16 protein-coding genes and 1 tRNA gene are annotated in these 21,706 nt (G+C 58.3%); 7 read left to right on the top strand and 10 right to left on the bottom strand.

Annotation, left to right across the window (positions count from 1 at the left end; translation table 11 throughout):
• Positions 1-429: 429 nt before the first annotated feature.
• Positions 430-4,356 (bottom strand): DUF4785 family immunoglobulin-like domain-containing protein, encoded by a 3,927-nt coding sequence (locus tag Mal15_RS11100; protein ID WP_147867822.1) that lies wholly within the window; start codon positions 4,354-4,356, stop codon positions 430-432.
• A 399-nt stretch (positions 4,357-4,755) separates the two neighbouring features.
• Here Mal15_RS11100 and Mal15_RS11095 point away from each other — a divergent pair, with 399 nt between their 5' ends.
• Positions 4,756-5,505: an endonuclease/exonuclease/phosphatase family protein gene (locus Mal15_RS11095; RefSeq protein WP_233903400.1), complete on the top strand. Its 750-nt coding sequence runs from the start codon at positions 4,756-4,758 to the stop codon at positions 5,503-5,505.
• A gap of 501 nt (positions 5,506-6,006) precedes the next feature.
• Here Mal15_RS11095 and Mal15_RS11090 read toward each other — a convergent pair.
• Positions 6,007-6,080, bottom strand: a tRNA-Arg gene (locus Mal15_RS11090).
• 705 nt (positions 6,081-6,785) lie between these two features.
• Here Mal15_RS11090 and Mal15_RS11085 point away from each other — a divergent pair.
• Entirely contained in the window at positions 6,786-7,334 is a 549-nt protein-coding gene (locus Mal15_RS11085) for a hypothetical protein (protein WP_147867821.1), read from the top strand.
• Complete coding sequence (locus Mal15_RS11080; RefSeq protein WP_147867820.1) at positions 7,321-8,628, top strand: hypothetical protein; 1,308 nt, start codon at positions 7,321-7,323, stop codon at positions 8,626-8,628. Before Mal15_RS11085 ends, Mal15_RS11080 begins: the two co-directional genes overlap by 14 nt.
• Positions 8,629-8,993: 365 nt before the next feature.
• On the opposite strand, the gene Mal15_RS11075 is transcribed toward Mal15_RS11080, so the two are convergent.
• The 7 genes from Mal15_RS11075 to Mal15_RS11045 all read right to left on the bottom strand — a co-directional run bounded on the left by Mal15_RS11075 (position 8,994) and on the right by Mal15_RS11045 (position 16,710).
• Entirely contained in the window at positions 8,994-9,821 is an 828-nt protein-coding gene (locus Mal15_RS11075; RefSeq protein ID WP_147867819.1) for a 3-keto-disaccharide hydrolase, read from the bottom strand.
• A gap of 51 nt (positions 9,822-9,872) precedes the next feature.
• Positions 9,873-10,673 (bottom strand): SDR family NAD(P)-dependent oxidoreductase, encoded by an 801-nt coding sequence (locus Mal15_RS11070; protein WP_147867818.1) that lies wholly within the window; start codon positions 10,671-10,673, stop codon positions 9,873-9,875.
• A complete protein-coding gene (locus tag Mal15_RS11065; protein ID WP_167546730.1) occupies positions 10,670-12,202 on the bottom strand; it encodes a hybrid sensor histidine kinase/response regulator in 1,533 nt (510 codons plus the stop codon). The genes Mal15_RS11070 and Mal15_RS11065 overlap by 4 nt, the downstream gene beginning before the upstream one ends.
• A gap of 18 nt (positions 12,203-12,220) precedes the next feature.
• The gene (locus Mal15_RS11060) at positions 12,221-13,003 is read right to left on the bottom strand and encodes a response regulator (protein ID WP_167546729.1); all 783 of its coding nucleotides are present in this window, start codon (positions 13,001-13,003) and stop codon (positions 12,221-12,223) included.
• Positions 13,004-13,010: 7 nt separating this feature from the next.
• The gene (locus Mal15_RS11055) at positions 13,011-14,981 is read right to left on the bottom strand and encodes an ATP-binding protein (protein ID WP_147867815.1); all 1,971 of its coding nucleotides are present in this window, start codon (positions 14,979-14,981) and stop codon (positions 13,011-13,013) included.
• Complete coding sequence (gene phnD / locus Mal15_RS11050; RefSeq protein WP_147867814.1) at positions 14,981-15,904, bottom strand: phosphate/phosphite/phosphonate ABC transporter substrate-binding protein; 924 nt, start codon at positions 15,902-15,904, stop codon at positions 14,981-14,983. Before phnD ends, Mal15_RS11055 begins: the two co-directional genes overlap by 1 nt.
• Before the next feature lie 65 nt (positions 15,905-15,969).
• Complete coding sequence (locus Mal15_RS11045) at positions 15,970-16,710, bottom strand: DUF2314 domain-containing protein (RefSeq protein WP_147867813.1); 741 nt, start codon at positions 16,708-16,710, stop codon at positions 15,970-15,972.
• Between the two features lie 226 nt (positions 16,711-16,936).
• On the opposite strand from Mal15_RS11045, the gene Mal15_RS11040 reads away from it, so the two are divergent.
• Positions 16,937-17,806, top strand: a complete 870-nt coding sequence (locus Mal15_RS11040; protein ID WP_147867812.1) for a PEP-CTERM sorting domain-containing protein — start codon at positions 16,937-16,939, stop codon at positions 17,804-17,806.
• A 38-nt stretch (positions 17,807-17,844) separates the two neighbouring features.
• Entirely contained in the window at positions 17,845-18,900 is a 1,056-nt protein-coding gene (locus tag Mal15_RS11035) for an alcohol dehydrogenase catalytic domain-containing protein (RefSeq protein WP_147867811.1), read from the top strand.
• A 105-nt stretch (positions 18,901-19,005) separates the two neighbouring features.
• Here the strand turns inward: Mal15_RS11035 and Mal15_RS11030 are convergent, their stop codons facing one another.
• Positions 19,006-19,257: a Rho-binding antiterminator gene (locus Mal15_RS11030; RefSeq protein ID WP_147867810.1), complete on the bottom strand. Its 252-nt coding sequence runs from the start codon at positions 19,255-19,257 to the stop codon at positions 19,006-19,008.
• A gap of 149 nt (positions 19,258-19,406) precedes the next feature.
• Here Mal15_RS11030 and Mal15_RS11025 point away from each other — a divergent pair, with 149 nt between their 5' ends.
• Positions 19,407-20,777 carry a Gfo/Idh/MocA family protein gene (locus Mal15_RS11025; RefSeq protein WP_147867809.1) on the top strand — a complete coding sequence of 457 codons (1,371 nt, stop codon included), beginning with the start codon at positions 19,407-19,409 and terminating at the stop codon, positions 20,775-20,777.
• The gene (locus Mal15_RS11020) at positions 20,777-21,700 is read left to right on the top strand and encodes a hydroxypyruvate isomerase family protein (protein ID WP_147867808.1); all 924 of its coding nucleotides are present in this window, start codon (positions 20,777-20,779) and stop codon (positions 21,698-21,700) included. The genes Mal15_RS11025 and Mal15_RS11020 overlap by 1 nt, the downstream gene beginning before the upstream one ends.
• The last annotated feature ends 6 nt before the right edge of the window (positions 21,701-21,706 follow it).

The raw sequence follows: 21,706 nt of genomic DNA, 5'->3' as shown, positions 1-21,706 counted from the left end.
GAGAAAAAGTTTTACCAAGACGGACAGAGGCGAAACGCAACCAATCCAAACGATCTGGTCGATTGGGTAACAGGTGGTCGGTGGATGGGTGCACGACGCCTTTCCTAGGTCCGTCGCGCGGAGCCCCACGGGCGACGGCCCGGAAGGGAGATCGTACGTGAGCGAAAAGCATCACCCTCAGCTGGACGGTCCCGAAAAGGCTAAACAGCAATGATCCGTTGGCGCGAACTAGTGCCGCGAAGATTCTGCCGAGCGACCTGCCGCCGAGTCTTGGACCAACACGAAACCGGGTTTGAGCCACAGCCATAATCCCCGAGCAAACGCAAACGCACGTGCCCAGACCGCCCCCGTCTTCGAAACAAATCAATTAGGAGTCGTTTTCCTTCGGGCCGGGATGCGTTCTGCTCGAATTCCGGCAGACCACGGCGTTTACTCGATGCCAGACGTCGAATCGACGAGCAACTCCAACAACGCAATGTCCATTTGAATATCGGCGTCGTCATCCCTTGGTTGACCGATCCATGGTGCCGCACTATCAATCTCATCCGCAGGAAGTTGCACTTGATGGACCGCCCGACCAACTTCGCGGTCAATCGGTGGTGAATTGTAGAACTCGTTGAGACCGACGATCGAGCGAGCATCCTTCAAGCGACAACGTTCTGAGTCTTCATCGAGAAAACTCGATTCGGTTTCCAGGGTGAGTTCCCCTTCCCCTTGCTCCAACGCGATACGGTTGATGACTGTCAGTGCGTCAAGTGGGGACACTTTGCCGTCCATGTTGACGTCCAGAAACCGCGTGGACAGGATCGGTGACTCGCCTTCCCCACCGTCCGCATTGAGGGAAAGATAATTTATCACCCGAAGCGCATCGGAAGGACTGGTGATGCCATCGAAATTGGTATCGGTGTGCAATAGAAAATTGGTACTTACGTTTGCCGACATGGCGTCCTCGCCATTTGAGGAATAAACGTAGTAGAGGCTATCGATCTGGCTGGGTTCAAAAACGATCGCGTAGTATTCCCCTTCGCTAACGCGGGCCGTGATGATACCGCGTTGGAACTCGTGCGTCGGTTGCAGATCCTGATCGATCACCTGGGCGAATTCCCTGAGCGAGCTTACCCCGATGGGAACGATCGCGAGAGTCGTGTCTTCGATTGCCTTGAACATCAGCGCGGTCACAAGTCCATCTCCCGGAATGGAATGTGGTCCGGTGATTCTCATCGGAGGATAAATACGGTGCGGCTTGGCTTGGAAATCCGCGACGATGTACGCATCCGTCGAATAGGCATCGAGTCGGAATGCAGTTTGTCCGGAGCCCGAGACCGGATAGATGCTTAGGTCTGTCAACACGAATGGGCCATCGACCCCATTGTCGATAATGCTTTGACTTGAGAACGACAGTGCGACGTCGACCGTTTCTCCTTCATCCAGAGTGACGGTCGTCCCTTGGAAATCGATCTCCCCACCTTCGCCGTCTAGCAGGCGACCGTTCAACTCATACGAACCTGATTGGCCGACCATCACCTGTGTGTAGATGACTAGACGATCGACGATGTCATCAGCATTGTCGTCGACGAGCGCGTGCGAGAAGACGCCTGTAAAATCGATCGGCAGCGTGGAAGCCGGCTCGAAGTCTTCGGGCATGAGCGTGTCGGTCGTCGCTGCGTCCTCAACGATGTCAAACGTCGTTTCCTTGCCGATCGAAACATAACGCACCTGATAGGGCCCACCCGAGCCGTGGTCGGCGATTGCGCGTCCATCAAATGAAAGTGTGATTTCGTTTCGGCCGGCTGCGAACGTCTCTTCCTTGCTGATCGTCTGAATCAGCGTTCCGTCGTCAGCATACAGCGACGCCTTTACCGTGTACGTGCCGACGGTCTGCACATCGATTGACAACGTGACATCCAGCTTGTCGGCAAAGGAATTGTTGTTGGTATCGACCGCCTCCGTTTGAATGTCGGTTGAGATTGTGGCCTCGGAGTCAAAATCGGCCGATTCGAACGATTCAGTCAACGCTGCCGAGCGATCCACCTGCACAAAACTGGAATCGTAAACGTGCACCTGGACGGTGTATGGACCGTCAATTCCGCTCCGCAACAACGGTGATGATTCCAGGTCCAAGACCACAGTCTGATTTCCGGCAGCAAGCTCGACGCTTGAACCCACATCTGCCAGAAAATCGCCGTCCAAGGAGAACACTTTCGCTTGGATCGCTCCCGCTGTAGCAGTTCGCGAGAACACTTCTGCCGAGATTCGCAAAACATCGAACTGGCCATCCGCGTCCAAGCTGACACCCGTCGCAACAACGGAAACGAGATCAATATCGGACTCGCCGAATTGTGTGTGGTCGATGCCGGCCGCCTGTATCTCGAAGGTTGACGTCGATTGCTCCGGCGAGACGACGGTGAAGGTTGCCTGATAATTGCCGTCCATCGCTCGATAATAAATGTCTTCGCCACTGAACGCGAAATCCAAGCGATAGGTTCCGGGGGTAGCGGCCTCCAGGAGAACCGTGTTCTCAAGACTGTTGTTGTAGGTCGCACGATTGGTGATCCGCGTTCCCCGTGCGGAAAGCGATCCCGTCACGGCATACGTCCCCGGCGTGTCCACTTCCATGTCCCAACGGAAGACCAGTTGATCGTAGATTCCGTCTCCGTCGATGTCGTGTCCCGCGTAGTCGGTCTCGGTCGATGCGATCCATTCGCCATCGGCCGCGACCGGTTGTGCCTCAATGAATTCTGGTGAAGCATTGGGGCGATAGAGGTAGTCACCCCAGCCATGCGCAGGACTGATGCCGGTGTCGTACACGCGCTGATTGCCCACGACCGCGTAGGGGCCGATCGCGTCTGTCCCCCCGACACCGGAATCAAACCACTCGATGAAATCGTGCAACGCACCCGTCCAAGTCTTTCCGAACGTCGGGTCGAAAAACGTTCCTGCGTAATAGCCGACCTGATGCATCCCGAACAACCATCGGTCCGGTGTTGCGCCGGGCGGATGTGCATTCCCGCTGATTTCCCCACCGACTGACGTCGACGGTTTGGTAATGAAGGAAGCTTTAGAGAAAGGATTCCACGAGGAGGTGTTTCCGTAGGTTCGTTCAACATCCGTATCGAGTCCGAGCGAACGCGTCAAACCCTGCCAGGCATTTGAAAACGTTACACAGTTCCCCATGGGCGTCGGTGAACTGCCTCCCATTCCCGTTAAACGCGTCCAATCTCCAGTGGAAGTGTTACCTCCAGAGCGAAAACCGACATCGCGATAGCGCCACCCCGACTGACTATAGATGCCTGCCAAAACTCCATGTGCAACCTGAGTGTCGGTCGTCGCACCGCTGGCCCATTTGGTCCCCGCTTCGATCCACTCCTTTTTCGGATCCCACCAGGTTTCTGGCTCTGCGTAGGTGACATACAAGTCCAATTCTGGAACTTGTGGTTGGCTAACGACAACGCCATCACTGTCTTTGATCTCGAATTCCAGCCTCAGCTTGTATTGGCCGATGGACGAGGGGACCTTGATCGAGATGTCTTCCGTGAGATCCGATGGAGTGATCGAGAATTGTCCGTTTCCAGTTTGAGCACTACCGACAATGGAATACGCGTATTCGACTTTGAACGTTTCGTTCGGGAAAGACGATCCAACCGATTCAAACTGGGGAGTGACAGTGAAGGCCCCGGGACCACCGCCGAAGCCGAAGAAACCCGAATCGATCATGTTGTCGGCGATGGGTTGCCGACTGGAAGTCGCTCGATCATAGACCAAATCATTGATGCCTCGCATGTCGACATCATCGGTGGCCATGATATCTTTGACTTCTATGTCATAGACATCAATTTCAAACTCGATCCGATTATCCCCACCATTACAGGGTTGATAGAGATCCAGGTCTGGATCATTGGTCGTTCGATAGTCGTCGACCGAACCGTCCTCGCGCGTCACACGAAGTTGGCCCCAGTCCGCCTCTAAACACCAACCACCGCCCAGCACATCAATGATGATCAAGATTTCGTTCGCACCGGAGACGATCAGGCTCGGATCAACATCAAACGTCACGGTGCTCCACTGATCGTCGGCCCCCGTCAGGTACTGCCCCGGTGAAGTCAAACGGGTCCCGTTAAAGTACAGCTCGTCCCGCTCGCAGGTGCTGCTATTGCAATTGAAATCGACGTCCTGGACTCGTACGGTCAACGTCGCGCTGCGAATCGGAGTTGTCGACTCGCCCTCCCCGTGACCCACCATCGGCGCTGGCCGATAGCTTTCCAGTAGCGATTCACGATTGTTCGCGTCCAACCAATCGGCCGGGGTGGTCGGCACGTAGTCTCCGGCGAGCATCTGTCGTGGTTCGAGCAGCTGCACGGACAGGTGTTGGCGAGGGCGCCCTGGGCTCGCTTCGCGACGGTCGTTTCGAAACAATTTGGACCGATCTGCCGCATACCTTCTTGAACTCGTCATGCTGTGAATCCTTGGTCTGTTTGAATCGTGCTTTCCAACGGTACGAATACCCTCTATCCCCAGGGGGCGATACACCCACCCGCGAGAGCATTAGAGACGATTGCTCCAGACCGGGCAACCAAATCGGATTCATTTTGCGGCCATTTTGCTTTCAGCCAGAAGGCGTTGACACTTAGCGTGCATGCCTTTCGAAAGTCGACTCGCGCATCGTTCCAACTTCCGAAGATTCACTTGCAAACCTGAGTTCACGACAATGCGTCCATCAATCAACCAATATCGTGACGTTGCCGAACGTGTTGGACCGTGCGGTCAATATGTAGGATAGGCTTCAACGAAGCGCTGCAGGCGATAGGTTCCGCAATTGCATTAGCAAGCGACCAGAGACAACGGGGGACGAGTAGAATCGGCGAATACAAGGGAGACATGAACATGCCCATTTCACGCAGACAATTCGGTGCTACGGTCGCTGCTGGAATCACTACGGCGGGAACGATCTTCGCCGATGACTCAAGACCTCAGACGCTTCGAGTCATCGCCTACAATATCTTCAACCTCACTGGCTGGCCGCACCAACGTCGATTGGCTCAGCAAGCCGTCGCCAAGGGTCAGATGGCGAAGAGATTGGCGATGGAACTGTCACTCCACGAACCAGACATCATCAGTTTCTCCGAATCCCCCGGCGAAGAACTGACCAAGGAAGTCGCCGCGTTGCTGGGAATGAACCACGTCAGATTTCCCAGTGGAGGCAGTTGGCCGGGCACATTGCTGAGCAAGTTCGAGATCATTGAGTCACAGAACGCTCCAGTGCAAAGCGAGCGTCCAAAGGAGCTTTTCACAAGACACTGGGGAAGTGCGACCGTGAAGTTGCCCAGTGGCGATCCACTCGTCGTTCATTCGGCACATCTTTATGTGATGGCCGCTGGTCCGATTGCGGAGCGTGTGACTGAATCGAGGCCGCTTTTCGAGGGAGCGTTCCGACTCAACATCAACGACAAGGAATCATTTGCCTTGAGCGATCACTTGCCGCAGTTGGCCGTGTTTGAGTGGAAATAGAAAACAATGCGGCAGTTCCTCTGCCCAAAATGTGGAAAGCAATATCTCGCTGATGAAATGTTGTTGTCAGCTTTATCGCCGCATCTTTCGTTTCCAATTCTCCGCTGCAAGAATCTGCTGCAACTGATCGATCAGGCCGGATAACGTGGACTCGTCGCCCTCCTCGAGGCTGGCCAAGCAATTGCAATATGGACATACACTGCCCGGCCTTGGGACACGTCTATCATGGGAGAGACGACTGACGAGTTCGACGGCGCTGAACACCGACAGTTCGTCTTCTCGCTTTGCGTGGAGTTCCCGCACAGCGACATCCCACTGCTAACTGAACGGATGCGGCAGTTCAATGCGAGCGAAAGAGGAGCCGCTTACCGTGAAGAGCGTGGGGTGGCGTGATAAATGATTTGGGGCGGTTTTTGTGAAATCCTGTGAAATCCACTTTTGGTCAATTCCGAGCCACCGCCCACAAACGACAGAAGCCCTTGCGCTGCAAGGGCTTCTGAGTACACCCCAGAGGATTCGAACCTCTAACCTTCGGTTCCGTAGACCGATGCTCTATCCAGTTGAGCTAGGGGTGCGGCTGTGAGAGGGGGAAGTTTAGCGGACCGAGATTGTTTTGCAAGGCCGGCTCCGCCTTAGACTTTTCTGGGCCGTAGAAGGTTCGACGGACCGCAGCGGAATTTGTCGCCGCGGCCGCGTTCGACTCGGCCAGATGCTTCTTTTCGGACACCCCGCTCCGTTTCTTCAGCCTCATTTTTGATTGGGGCGGTTTTGTTTCGGTGTCCTGAAATCGGAGCGGCGGCTTCGCACGTGGCGATGAGCAATCGTCGATTTGGGGGTGAGTGGTTTCACCAGCAGGGGATCACCGGGAAAGTTCGGGGAGCGACCGCCCGGAAGGGCCGTCGTACCTGGAGGCTCGCGGGGCCTGTTGGAGCGACCGGCAGGAAGGGTGGTCGTAGGTGGCGGCACGCGGGGCGTGTTGGGCCGACAGCCCGGAAGGGCCGTCGTACGTGGAGGCACGTGGGACGCGTGGGAGTGACCGGCCGGGAAGGGCTGTTGTACGTGGGGGGAAGGGGTGTGGGGTGGCTTTTTGAACATGGGGGCATCCGGTTGGGGTATCATCTCTTGATGGCGGCTTCACTTTTTCTGTGAATGATTCTGAATCGGGTGACGCAATGCAAATCCACCACCGGCCGAGACTTTGGTTCGGCACAGGACGCTCTACCCCACGGCGGCCCGGCAGAGGGAGGCCCGGGACCGTCAATCGCTCGCTCGCCGCGGCGATGGTGCTGGCGGTCCTCTCAGGCGTCGCCGGGTGTCTGCCTGAGGCGCCGCCACTGGACGGCATGCTGTCGTTTCGCGAAGCCAATGAGTTGCTGTTCGAGGAACATGCCAACCACGGCGCGATCTACGACATCGATCACGTTTGGAACGGCAAACCCTTCAAGGCCGAGTGGCGGCTGGCCAATTTCTTGAAAAAGAGCGCCCAGCTGCAAATCAAACCGCCGACGGACACCTTCGACGAAGTCGACTTGTGCATGGCGCTGGAAACTGCGCTGGCCGACGAGTCCTCCAATCCGTGGCACAACGTCGCCGACGACGCGATCCTGCGTGGGTTCCGCCATGCGCTGGCCAACGACGACACTCACCTCGGCTATGCCTCCTGTCCCGACGCCCCCTACGACATCACGGTCAAAGTCAAAAACAACGGGTCGGAATGGTTTTGCGAAGTCAGGGTGCAAAACCTGATCGATCCGAAAAAGCTGGAAGAGGCCCAGCAGTACGCCCAAGACCAACTGGATCGACTTGAGAAGCAACATGCTAACGATTAAGTGCCCCAAGTGCGCGACACTGATGAAGTTGCAACAGCAGGCGGTCGCGGTCAAAGTCAAATGCCCCAAGTGCCAGACGGTGCTGAAGGTTCCTGGAAAAAAATCGCCGTCGCCAGCAGCGGACACCCAACAGCCCGCCGCTCAAACGGCCGCGCCGACCGAATCGGCCGCCGCCACGAAACCGGCGGCCAAGAAGCGTGTCGCTAACAAGCCCGCTGCGGCAAAGCCGGCAGCCAAGGCGTCATCGCCCGCGGCGTCTGCCGCACGAAGGACAGCGAAAAAGCGAAAACCGGCGGCGCAGCAGGTCCCCGCGGCCGCCCCCGCAGAGTCTCCGTTTGTCGATGAGAATCCGTTCGCAAACCTACCCTCCGGCGGTTTTGACACCGCGTCTGCGGCAGCCGACCCATTTGGAGCAGACCCGTTTGCTGCCGATCCGCTGGCTGCTGATCCACTGGCTGCGTCTCCGGCTGCAGCACCGGCGGCGGGCGGTTTTGATTTCGGTAATCTGGACGTTCCGGCCGCCGGCGCAGTTGCGGCCGGTGGTTTTCCCGCCGCCGCGGTTCCCGCGGCATCCGGGGCGGCGTTTCCCGCGGCCGCCGGACCACTGGCGGCCGCATCCCCGGCGGCCAATCCGGCCGCTGGGGCTAAGAACGCGGGAACGAAAAAACCGATCAACAAAAAGCTGTTGTGGATCGCCGCCGGATCGGGCGCAGCCGTCGTTGTCCTGGGGCTGGTGATCGGACTGACGGTGATGGCGGTCAAATCCAAACGCTCGCGCCAGACGGCCTCGTCCGCCGCCGAGGCGGTCGAAGCTCCGGCGGGTTTTCAAAGCGGATCGGTCAACCGGGTTTCGTTTGTCGTCCCCGAAGGCAACGCCGTCGAAGAGCCGCCGACATCGATCGAAGCCCAGGTGTTTGAGAGCGCAGCGACAGGCGCCACGTTCCTGGTCGCCGTCGACACCTACGAGTATCTGAACCCAAGCGACATGCAATTGGCGTATCGCGCCGGACGGATGATCATGTCAGATGTCTACGGCGGAGAACGCGTCGAACGCAACGGACACGCCGGCATGAAGGGCAGCAGTAGCGGTGGCATGACGCTGACCGACATGACCGTGGAATACTACCTGGTCGGTGACCAAGTCATCTTGTTCGGCTGCGGGATACCCAGAGTGGAATGGTCCGAGGAGGATCTGGAGGAGGGCCGGCCGCCGGAACCGAGTGAGGAGGAGAAGGCGAAACAGGAAGCGTTTCAAGCGGAGATGGAAACGTTTTTTGATTCGGTGCGGATTTAGTGGGAGGGGAGGGATGGCAGAATGATTCGGGGCAGAATGATGGAGGGCAAGTCGATGGGGACAGGACGATGGGGGCGGTAGGGGTTGAGCCTAAGAGAATTCAACGGAATTGAATCCGTCGAGATTCCGCGAAACCCTGTTGGGATCAGCCGTTTGGCGCCAGCCTACGGGCTTCATGGACGCTGGGCCTCCACCGACTCTGTTGCCCGAACGCTTGCGCGAATCGGCTGATGTCACTCGTGTTCAGTGCGTTCCCAGGCGGAGCCGGGGAACGAGGCGACGAGAGCGGGGGTGCGTGGGCCGGCGCCAGATGGCGGACACGATGAAGTACGAAGGGAACTGAAACCGGCAGGCGCGAGGGCGCGTTATTCGTCCAGGATCATCAATTCCACCGAGCGGAAGTCGCAGGGGTGGCTTTCCGATTGCAGGGAGATCGTGCCTTGGTCGAGCAGGTTTCCGCCTTGCTTGTCGGCCAGCATCGCGGCATGTTCGTCGCGATCGTCCAGTTGGGGCTGGGTGTACTCCAGCACGGTTTCGCCGTCGATGATGTGCCGGACGAGTTTTGAGCCGCGGACTTCGACTTCGGCCGTCACCCATTGCTCACCGTGATACGTTTTGGAGCTGGACGACGTGCAGTGGGGCAAGAACAGTTTGCCGTTCATGACGACGTTAGTGCCGGGGGTGCACAGGTTCAACGTCGTGCGCTCGTCTTTGCCGTTTCCGCCCAACAGCTGGACTTCGATCGAGGTCGGAAAATCCTGGTCGATGGTCATCATCTTGGGGTCTTCGCCGTGCAGCATCAGGCCGCTGTTTCGCGTCGCCCATCCCGGCCCGCCTTTGACCTGGTCGCCGACAAAACGATAGACCACGCGCAAGCGGTAATGGGAGAACGGCTTGTTGTAAAACAGGTGGCCGAACCGTTCGTCAAAGCTGGGGTAGGCCGATTCGTCGTAGCGGACTTTCAACAATCCGTCTTCGACGCGGAACGTGTTGCCATAGTTTTCGCCGACCGCGTGGTGACGGATTTTGGGCGTCCAACCGTCGAGGTTTTTGCCGTTAAACAGCTGGATCCACTCGGATTTTCCAGCGTCCTTTTCCGCAGCGGGCTCGTCGCCGCAGACGTGGTTTTGGAGGAGCGTCAGGCAGAGGCACAGGAGAGCGAGGGAGTATCGAGAGAGCAGGCGAATATTCATGGTGTCAGGCCGGAGGCAAAAAAGGGGAGATCTCTTGGCTGTAGTATAGAGTCAATCTTGGCTGTAGGGGTCGGCAAACGCGCCGAAGCCGCCCAGCCCTCCGTCGACTTCCAGATCCGTCGCGGTGACGAAGGAGGCATCGTTGCTGGACAGCCAGAGAACGGCGGCGGCGACTTCTGCGGTTTGGCCGATTCGTCCGAGGGGATGCCGATTGGCCAGTGCGTCACCGCCGCCCTGTTGCTGAAGCGTCGCTCGGACCAAGGGCGTGTCGATGGCCCCCGGCGAGACGGAAACGACACGGATTCCGTGACGGGCGTACTCGATGCCCCATTGTCGCGTCTGCATGACATTGGCGGCTTTGATCGGCCCGTACGTCCCGACTTCGCGGGCCGTCCGATGGGCTTGGCCGCTGGCCAGATTGACGATCACGCCGGATCGTTGCTGGAGCATCACCGGCACAACGTGCTTGGCCATCCAGTGGTACCCGGAAAGATTGACCGCCAACATCTGCCTCCAAGTGTCGCTGTCCAATTGATGAATCGGCGCGTAAGACGACTTCGGCTGAATCGCCGCGTTGTTGACCAGGACATCGATCCCGCCGTGGTGATTAACGGCGTGGGTGGCGACGGTTTTGCAGTCCGCTTCGCTGGCGACATCGCAGTGGACATAGTCGATCCCGTCGGGCAGATCGGCTGCCGAAGCATCGTCGACGTCGGCACAGATCACCATGGCCTCTGACTGGGCGAAGGCGTCACAAATCGCTCGGCCGATCCCGCTGCACCCGCCGGTGACGATCACCACCCGCCCTTGGTTTTCGTAGCGAACCGATCCGGAAGGGCGTTTGGGATTCATGGCGAGGCTTGCTCCTTGGCGACATCCACTCGCGGGCGGTCATTGGAGAGTGGCAACGTGACGTAAAACGTGGAGCCGTCGGATGACGAATCGAACGAAAGTTTTCCGCCATGGGCTTCCACGATCGATTTGCTGATTGCCAACCCCATCCCGATGCCTTCCTCCTTGGTGGTGTAGAAGGCGTCAAAGATTTTTGCTTGTTGCTGGTCGCTGATTCCCGAACCGTTATCGCGAACCGCCACTCGCGCGTATTCGTCGCCGAGGGTGACATTGATCGATACGGTCGGGTTTTCACGATCACGTGTCGCGTCGCAGGCATTTTGCAACAGGTTCACGATGACCTGACGAAGCTGGACCGCGTTGCCGAAGACCATCTGCGGCGAATCGCAAAGGTTGCAGGTCAGGTCGGCGAAGTGGTTATGCAGGTTGCATTCGATCAGGTTGACCGAGTCGTGAACGATTTGATTCAGGTCGATCCATTGATAATCACTGTGTCCCCGTTTCACAAAGCTGCGCAGCCCGCGAATGATCTGGCCGCAGCTTTCGGTTTGGTCACAGATGTTTTCCAGCCACGATTCGATCGGCACGGTGTGCTCGCAGCCGTCATTGGCGATCGCGACTTTGGCGGCGACGGCGAAGTTGGCGATCGCGGCCAGGGGCTGGTTGATCTCGTGGGCGATCCCGGCCACCATTTCGCCCAGGGTGGAGAGCCGCGAGACGTGTTCGAGCTGGATCTCCATGTCGCGAAGTTGCTGTTCGGAGACCTTTTGGTGCGTGACATCGAACATCGCTCCACGCAGCATCCGCGGATTGCCATCGGAATCGGTCACCAGGTGCGCGACCAGATGCAGCCAAACGATCGCACCGTCGGCGGCGGTGACGCGCAATTCCAGATCACGATCTCCGTTGCCGGCGGCGCAGGCGGTGCGAAACTCGCCGTATCGCGCCCGATCTTCGTCGACAATTCGCTGGTCCAAAAACATCGGTTCCTCGATCCACCGGCGGACCGGGAAGCCCAGAATCGACTCGGCCTGCTGGCTGACGAACGTGAACCGATGTGACGGCAACTCCGATTCCCACACGATCGCTTTGACATCATCCAACAGATCGCGGAATTGTTGTTCGCTGTGGGACAGTGCTTCGGAAAGCAGATCTTTGACGGCGCGATGGACCCAGAGGATCAGTTCGGCCGGTTCGAGTGTCTTTTCGACGTACGCGAACGCGCCCAGGTTGACCGCGTCTTTGGCCGAGTGGAATGAACCATAGCCGGTGTGGATGATCACCCGCATCGCCGGTTGCAATTGCTGCAGTTGTCGAAACAGGTCGATGCCGTCGTGTCCGTGCAGTTGCAAATCCAGAATGGCGGCGGCGAACCCATGATCGTTGCATTGCACGAGGGCTTCGTCAAAGGATTTACAGGTCGTCACCTGGAACCCTTCGTGTTCGAAGATATCGCGGAGCGTCAGCAGCTGGCTGGGTTCGTCATCGACGACCAGCAAATTCAATCGTGCGGCAGCCGTGTCATTCACGGGAGTGTCCTGGTGCAATCACGAGTCGTGAGGTTCGCCCAGATCGGGTTTGCGGATCGCGCCGGAGACGCGTTGGGCACGCAACGTCTGCATCACTTCGGCAAGTCGTTCCGGTTCGATCGGTTTGGGGACGATCGTGTACGCAGTTCGGCGGACGGCTTCTTCGGCGATTTGGCGGATCTGAGCATCGGATCGGCTGACCATGACCGCGGTGATGGTCGGCGAGATTTCGCGGAGGGCCAGGTAGCAGGCCAAGCCGTCGGTCGCGCCCAGTTCGACGTCGATCAGCGCGACGTCAAAGCTGACTTGTCCGAGCAACGCGCCCGCTTCGTCGCTGTTGCGGACCACCGTCAGTTTCTGGGCCGATGATTTCAGGCATTGCGGCAGGATCGACACCAGAGAATCATCGCCGGTGATCGCCATCACGGACAATTCGGTGGAATCGGCGACCAATTGAATGACCGTGTCCAGATTCAACGGTTTATCCAAAAACGCGATCGCCCCGTCTTGCAGTGCGGTGTGTTTCAGGTCCTCTTCGCCATAGGCGCTCATCAGGATGACGCGGACATGCTGTGACGATCGCCGGATCTCTCGAAACGCGCTGATTCCGTCGACGACGGGCATGCGGACGTCCATCAAAACGACGTCATAATCCTCGCTCAGGCATTTCGTGATCGCATCCTTTCCGTTCTCGGCGGTGCGGACGTCATAACCATTGTCGGTCAGAATATCCGCCAGCGTTGTGCGCATTCCGGGTTCGTCATCGGCGATCAAGACGCGTCGTTTGGGGATCGTGTTCATCGGCGGCTTACGGACCTTTGATCGCGGTGGAATTCGATGATGTCGCGAGGGCCGGCAATCGGATCTGGAACTCCGTGCCGTCGGCATGGTTGTCTGCGACTTGGATCGAGCCGCCATGCTGGACGACAATCTGTTTGCAAATCGCGAGCCCCAAACCGGTTCCGGAGGATTTCGTGGTGAAAAGGACGTCGAACACCGACGTGCGATCTTCAGCCGGAATCCCGGGACCGGAATCGTAAACCGTGATCACGTCCTGATCATCGACGCGTTGGGCGGTGATTCCGATGCGTCCGCCGGCCCCTTGTAGTGCATCCATCGAATTGTTCAATAAGTTTTGTAGCACCTGGACGAACTGGTCGCCGTCGACGAAACACTCAAATGGGTCAGGATTACAATGTACCCGAAGATCAATGTTTTGTGGCATCTGGTGTCTGGAAAGTACACGTTCGATCAGGTCGCCGAGTCGGGTCGGTTGTCGGTCGAGTTTTCTCCGCCGCGTGATATCCAGCAATTCGTTGATGAATTCGTTGCACGTGCCGATTTCATGATTCATCAAGTCCAGATACTGCGTCTTTTTTTCCTGGTCAATTTGGGGGCTGCGTTTCAAATAATAAATGGCGTTGCTGATCGCCCCCAACGGGTTACGTATTTCGTGTGCGACCTGCGCAGAGACTTGGCCGATGGCTGCCAAACGCGTCTTGACGACCAGTTCCTTTTTCGCTTCGTTCAACTCCGCTTCGATCCGTTCATGATGGCGACGCTCTAATTCCTCGGCCTGGATCCGTTCCAGGACGCGTCCGACTTGTTCCCCGACGCTGCGGGCCATCAACAGCATGACGTCGTCGGTCGGCATGGCGCGTTGGCTAAAAAACTCCAGCACCGCGGCAATCTTGCCGTCGATCACCAACGGGAACCCGAAAGCGCTTTTCATACCATGGGATTCGCACAATGACTTGCGGACGAATCCGGGATCCTGCTGAATCTCTTCGATCCAAACCGGTTGGCCGGTGTTCCAAATTCGACCGGGAAGACATTCGCCGGTGACGAAAAACGTTTCCTCGCTCGCCCGCCGAAAAGCCTCGAACTGTTGAGGGTCGGTCAGGTACCAAATGTCCGCCGAGACCAGTTGCGACGGCTCGGTATCCGGCGGCTCGGTTTGCGACGGAAAGTAAACGTGTCCCACCGCCCACTCGGTCATGCGGCAGATGATCCCGACGCACTTTTGCAACGCATCGCGGTAGGACTTGGTGTCTTCGGACATCGTCACCGCCAGATACAGCAGTTCGGCTTGCGTGACCCGCCTGGCAATTTGGCGTTCCAGCTGGTCGCGACGGGTGACGGCACGTTTGGCGAACACCAGCAGTGTCACGATCGCGGCAAACCCGAGCCCGATCAGGCTGAAGATCAGCCCGAGGAATGTTCCCGATTCGGCAAACCGTTGCATCTTGAGCGCGTCGTCACGAAAGGCGTTGGCGTGGAGCCGATCGAGTTGGATGCAACGGATCCCGATCAATTTCAGGGCACGGGATTGAAACGCCGCGGACGCCTGCTGCCCTTCGCTCGCTTGGTGCAACGACCGAATCGCTTCGCCAAGTCGCCGCGTGGTGGCTTCAAATTCAAGTTCACCGAACCGCTGTTGGATCGTCTCGATTTTCTCCAGGTGGCGATCGATGATGTAGGTCGATCGGATCGTGTCGCGAAGTGTTTGCTCGGTGACCTGCGCATCCGATGCCTGGATCAGGGATTGATAGCGGTTTTGTCGAATCAGGCTCAGTTCGGATTCGATCTTTGAGATGGCCAGACGCGTCGCGGAATGGTAATCGGCGGAGTTTCGGCTGAGGCGATTAACGGTGCTGCGTCGATGAATCAACGTACCGGCGATGGTCCAACTGACGAGCATCGTGACCACGATCACCAGGACGACGTAAGTGAAGATCGACCGCGAGGTGGATTGCAGGGCGGATCGAAGCTGTTTCATCAGTGCGTTCCTTCCGCATCGATTCGGTCGACGATCGTCTGCAGTGCGTCAAAATCATCCCGGTGGACCGGGATGAAGTATTCGGCCAGCAGGGAATCGAGGATTTCGGCGTGCTGGGGGTCAGCCTCGGACAAATTTAAAAACGCGTCGCGGAGCTGTGTGCGGAGCGGCGCCGGAAGGCTGGATTGGCACGCCCAGACGTAATCCACATAAGGCGGCGTTTCCTGCAGGATGCGGATTTCGTTTTTGCGAATGCGCCCCGATGCAAACATCGATTCGATGATCGGGCCGTTGGCGACACCCAGATCGACCACACCGTCGCGGACGACCTTTGCGGTCGCATCATGGGCACCGGTGTAGATCACCGCCGAAAAAAACGATTCGGGCTGGATGCCCGCTTCGAGCATGAAGAACCGCGGCATCAAATGACCGGACGTGGAAAGACGCGAGCCGAACGCAAATCGCTTGCCGCGAAACTCCTGCCACTGCGTGGCCGTCTCGTCGGCCCGGGTCAAGTAGTAGCTGGTGAAACGCATGTCGCGATCGCGTGACACCAAGGGGAATGCCTGATGCGATCGGTCCAGTTTCACAAACGTGTATCCGCCCAACCAGGCGAGATCGAGGTCTCCGTTTTCAAACGCGGTCTGCAATTGTTCATATGAATCGTGCAGCACCAATTGGCAGGCGACTCCGGTGCTGCGTTCCAGGTAGGCGACCAACGGCAGGTAACGCTTCTCCAGCATGCTCTGTGATTCATCCGGCAACACCCCGATGTGCAGCGATTGCGGAGCTGGGGCGATGGGCAATTGTCGCCCACACCCGAAGAAGAAAATGGGCGCGACGGCCAGGGTGAGAGCCGCTCCCATGGCGAGAAACCGTAGGCCGTCAGAGAAGGTTTGCTGTCCGCCAGATCGTCCGCTCAACTTCCAAGCTCCGTCATCACGCCACCTGCCCCCGCGGCTGCCATCAAACGGCACCTCCGCTGGATTCAATTCCCCGCCCGTCCCAGCAATTTCATCACATCGGTCCAACCGAGCGACTGGGCATAATCATAGGCCGTCCAGCCCCGGTCACAGATGGCATCGACGTCGGCCTTGTTTTGCAACAGCACGTGGACCGATTTTTCTCGTCCGAACAACGACGCCATGTGCAGCAGCGTGCGACCGCCGTCAAACACTTCGTCGACGGTCGACGGCGCAGTTGCGATCTGATCGGCCAACGCGCTTGCGATCATCTCCTCGAACGCATCGCAGGTCGAGGGGACGTTGACCGTCTCGGGTTCAGGAAAACTCAACTCCCACGCCTGATCGTGCCGCTGTCGCTCATCGACGTCCATCCGCGAACGGATGACCTGGATGGTGAACCCGCCGTAAACGACATCGTCGATCACGCACAACCAATCGTCCAGCCGGCTGAGTGGAAATTCTACGTCGTCACCAGCTTGGGCCGAACGCAGCTTGTTGGGCGAATTGATCAGAACCCCGGTCAGGTTCACCCCATCAAAATCGACCTGCTCGATCCACATGTGTTCCAAGTCACTGTCCGGGTCCGCGAAATCGTCGCAAAACGCTGTCTTGACACAGGCCAGCTCGCAAGCCGGAACGATCCGATTGAAATCCTCGCTGACACAGTGAAAAAAGTGCCGAAATGTTTCGCGAGCCCGCGCCGACGCACGCAGCATTTCCGGATCGTCGCCGAGGTGATAGATGACCGGACTGGAACGATTCATGTTGGGGTCCCCGATAGTCTCCGATGCGGCTCGTCAGCTCCAGGCGTCTGCACCGTCAGCATGACAGCCGACTTTATTGTATCCGCCCCGTGGCGGAGGCGTTTGTTGCGACCGGCACGACGACTAGTTAGAGTGGCTATTCGCTGATGGGGCGTATGATTGTCGCCAGCCCAATCCGGGCTTTCGACGCGTTATTTTCCGTACCGGGACAGATGAAATTCACACCATGACAAATCGGAATCTTTTGGGACGACTGTGCGGCATCATCGCGTTGCTGCTCCTCTTTCGCACGCCGGCGTGCGCCGACCCGGTGCTGTTTCTGGTCGACGGCAACACGTCCAGCCTGTGGAGCGTCAATCCGACCAACGGCAGTGCGACTCAAGTCGGAAATCTGGGCGTCACGGCAAGCCTGATGGGGCTGGCGTACGATACGGTCAACGACCAGCTTTACATGACCAGCACCAGTGATATCAACAGCCAGCTTTACCGGGTGGACATGACGACCGGGCAAGCGAATCTGGTCGGCGACACCGGATTTCAGGCGATCACGGGTTTGACGTTTGATCCTGCATCTCAAGTGCTTTACGGTGGCAGCGGCGCCAGCGATTCACTGTTCACCTTGGACCGTGTGACCGGTGCGGCAACGACGGTCGGCAGCTTTGGCGTGGACATGCGTGGCCACGGTATGGGGTATGACCCGCAAACGCAACGGATCTTGATGACCGACGGTTTCCAGGATCGGCTTTTCGCCGTGGACAAGACGACCGGTGCGGCCACGGAGATCGGGGCAACCGGACTGGATAGTGTCGCGGCGTTGGCGTTTCACACGGGCGAGAATCGTCTATATGGGATCAACACCAATGACGATACACTGGTCCGGCTGAATACTTCGACCGGTGCAGGCGAGGTGGTCGGCAGCCTGGGTTTTGATGCCTTCAACGTTGGCCTCGCGTTCCGCCCTTCGGCCGTGCCGGAACCTTCGTCGGGGATGTTGCTCCTGACGCTCGGCGTCGTTGCAGTTTCGCGAACTCGGAGGCGAAGTCGACCGATCGGCGATGCCTCGATTCGTGCCGGCGATTCGGCGAACTTAAATTAACATCACCTGCACTTTTCCTTTGTCCCCGTCCCCCGTTGATGCGTGCCGTTTGTTTTCAGAGCGTCCGGCAGGTTGCCGTCCAAGAGATCGCCGATGCGACGCTGGAGGCCGCCACCGATGCGGTGGTCCAAGTCGAAGTTGCCGGTTTGTGCGGCAGCGACCTGCATCCTTATTTCGGCCGCGAATCCGGTTTGGACCCCGGCACGGTGATGGGGCATGAGTTTGTCGGCCGCGTGGTGGAGGTCGGCGATCAAGTCCGCAGCGTGGCAATCGGTGATCGTGTTTGCAGCCCGTTTACGACGAATTGCGGGACGTGTTTTTACTGTCGACGCGGATTGTCGTCGCGGTGCCCCAGCGGGCAACTGTTCGGTTGGCGTCAAAAGGGCGTCGGTCTGCACGGCGGGCAATCCGAACGGGTCCGCGTGCCGCTTGCCGATGGCACGTTGATGAAGATCCCCGATGGGATTGACCCCGTCGCGGCGCTGTTGCTGGGCGACAATCTGAGCACCGGTTATTTCGGCGCTTCGCTGGCCGTCGACCCGTCGTCGATCGGCGAAGATGCGTTTGCCGTGGTCGGTTGCGGGACGGTCGGATTGCTGGCGATCGCATCGGCGCGTCGGATGGGGGCGCGGAACATCTATGCGATCGATCCCAATACGGCGCGATTGCAGATTGCCGAGCGGCTCGGTGCGGCCGTCTTCAACGCCCCCGAGGACGCGTTGTCGGCGGTCCGATCCGCGACCGACGGCCGCGGAGCCGACGGGGTGATGGAGTTTGTCGGACTGCCCGAGGCGCAGGCGTTGGCGTATCGGTTGATCCGCCCCGGTGGTCGCATGTCCGTAATCGGATGTCATTGCACCCCAAACTTTGCCTTCAGTCCGGCCGACGCGTACGACAAGAACTTGACCTACCGCACCGGCCGCTGCCCGGCGCGAAGTTACATGGATGTCTTGCCGGAAACGCTGGCCACCGAACCGATGGATTTTTCGTGGTGTGTCACGCATCGGTTCGGCGTCGACGATGCCGAAGAAGCCTATCAGACGTTCGCTGGCGGAAAAGACGGGTGCGTCAAAGCGGTGCTGGACTTCACATGACTGTCGCGTGAAGGGCAAGAAGATTTTGGAGGTAGGAAAACTGACTTACCCCCGAAATCTTCTCACTCGATTCCCACGGGCGGCTGACCACAACCGCGATTCGGTCTAGGACTCGCATTCATCCGACAAGGCCTTTCTGTCGGCGCTGATCAGGCGATCCAGACGAATGATCGTCCCGTCATCTAGCTTCAACCATTCTTGTTTGTCTTCGGAATAGACATCGGCGACCACCGCCGTGATCTGTTGTTCGTGATCTTCGGCATCTCGATAGCGGATCGTTGTCGGCGATTTTCGCATCGCCAGGATTTCGAGCTGGTCGTAAAAGCCGCAGCTGATCGGGGTGTAGGGTTCGTCCATCGTTTCGACCGAAGGGGTAGTAGTCGAGCAGGTGAAATCAAGCGGTGACCGTTGCCATGGGATATATTAGCCGATCCACAGCAGATCACGAACAACTCTGAGATGAAGCACGACGCCCCTCCTTCTCCCATCAAACGGCGGCTTGGGAAATGAATGATCAACCGAACACAAAGTCTTCACCAGTCGCCTTGACCCGGCGCGGGGCGATCGCATCGACGCTGGCAGCCGGTGTCGTGCCTGCGGCGGTTTCTTCAAGGGCCTATGCGGCCGGATCGGAACGCATCAAGATCGGTTTGATCGGATGCGGCGGACGCGGGACCGGCGCGGCCGCGCATTCGCTGTCAACCGGCCGTGATGCCGTGCTATGGGCCATGGCCGACGCGTTCCCGGATCGCTTGCGGATCAGCCACAGTTCGCTGATGCGCGGTAAGGCCGGTAAGTCGAAGATCGAACAGGGCAGCGGGTTTGGCAATGCCATTGATGTCCCTCCGGAGCGTCAATACGTCGGATTGGATGCGTATCGAAAAGTCATCGATTCCGAGGTCGATTTGGTGATCCTGACGGGGCCTCCCGGTTACCGTCCGCTGCATTTCGAAGCGGCTGTCAACGCGGGCAAACACGTGTTCATGGAAAAACCGCTGGCCAGCGACGCCCACGGCGTCCGTCGCATCTTGGCGTCGGGTGAAAAGGCCCGGCAGGCAAATCTAAAGGTCGGCGTCGGGCTGCAGCGGCACCATCAAGACACCTACCTGGAGGCGATGAAGCGGATTCATGGCGGCGAAATCGGACGCATCGTGTCGATGCGTTGCTTTTGGAACACCGGGTTTCCCGCCAAGACCGCGATGCCTCGTGAGGATATGACGGAACTTCAGTACCAGGTCCGCAACTGGTATTTTTTTGACTGGTTAAGCGGTGACCATATCTGTGAGCAGCACATCCACAACCTGGATGTCTGCAATTGGGCGTTCGGTGATCATCCCGTTCTTGCCGAGGGGATGGGAGGGCGGCAAGTGCGAACCGACAAAAAGTACGGAAACATCTTTGATCATCACGCGGTCAACTTCGAATACGCCGATGGCACGATTCTGCACAGTTACTGCCGCCAAATCCCCGGCTGCAGCAAATTGGTGGCCGAGCAGATTATCGGCACTCAAGGCGTTGCGGAGTTGAGCACGACGCGCTGTGTGCTCAGCAGCGGTGATAAAACGATTTGGGAATCTCCGCGCAGGAGAGGCAAGGAGTACCAAAGTCCGTATCAAGTCGAATGGAATGCGTTGATGCAAGCGGTTGTCGAGGACACACCGCATCACGAAGTCGACTACAGCGCCAGCAGCACGATGACAGCGATCCTGGGCCGGTTGGCGACCTACTCCGGCAAAACGGTCGCATGGGACGAAGCGATGGCCGGGGAAAAAGTATTGACCACCGACGCGGAGTCCTGGGACGCCCCCGCGCCGATCCGTCCGTTGGATGACGGTTCGTATGCGATTGCCCAACCCGGCCAAACGAAGGTGCTGTGATGGATCGACGTCAGTTTTCTCTCGGTTCGGCAGCCGCCGTGCTCTCGTCAACGCTGCCAGGTAGAAACGCCTTGGCCGACAATCCTTCGCAACCCTTCACATTAAACTACGCGCCGCATTTTGGCATGTTCACCCACTCGGCCGGTGAAGATTTGTTGGATCAGCTTCGTTTCGCCGCCGATCAGGGGTTTCGCGCCTGGGAGGACAATCCGATGAAGGACCGGTCGGCCGAGCAGCAAACCGCGATCGCGAAGGAGATGGAGCGGTTGGGAATCCAGATGGGCGTCATTTCGGCGCTCAAAGGTGTCTGGAAGGCGGTCAATTTTGCCGGAGATGATCAAGACGTCCGCGCACAGATCCTTAAAACCATGCGCGGGATCGTTGACGTGGCCCGACGTGTCAATGCGACCTACTTGACCATCGTTCCGGGGTTGGCAGATCCCAAACTGCCGCACGAATACCAAATGGCTAATTGCATCGACTTGTTGCAACGGTGCTGCGACGTGGTCGAACCGCACGGCTTGGTGATGGTGCTCGAACCGCTCAATCGCAAGACGAATCACCCCGGCGTTCTGCTGCATCGTTCGCCGCAGGCCTATTTGATTTGCAAAGCCGTCGCGCGGCCCTCGTGCAAGATCCTGTTTGATATCTACCATCAACAGATCACTGAAGGCAATTTGATCCCGAACATCGATCGATGCTGGGACGAGATCGCGTATTTTCAATGCGGTGACAATCCGGGACGCCGCGAGCCAGGCACCGGCGAAATCAACTACCGGAACGTCTTTGCTTTTCTTCACCGACGCGGTTTTGGGGGCGTCGTCGGGATGGAGCACAAGAACGCCGGCCAAGGTCTCGCCGGCGAAATGGCGGTGATCCAGGCCTATCGATCGATCGATCCCGCGCCGAACGTGTCCCGGTAGTCGCCC

This window comes from Stieleria maiorica (genome assembly GCF_008035925.1).
GTDB classification, from domain to species: Bacteria; Planctomycetota; Planctomycetia; order Pirellulales; family Pirellulaceae; genus Stieleria; species Stieleria maiorica.
This window is presented reverse-complemented; position numbering and strand designations above follow the sequence as displayed.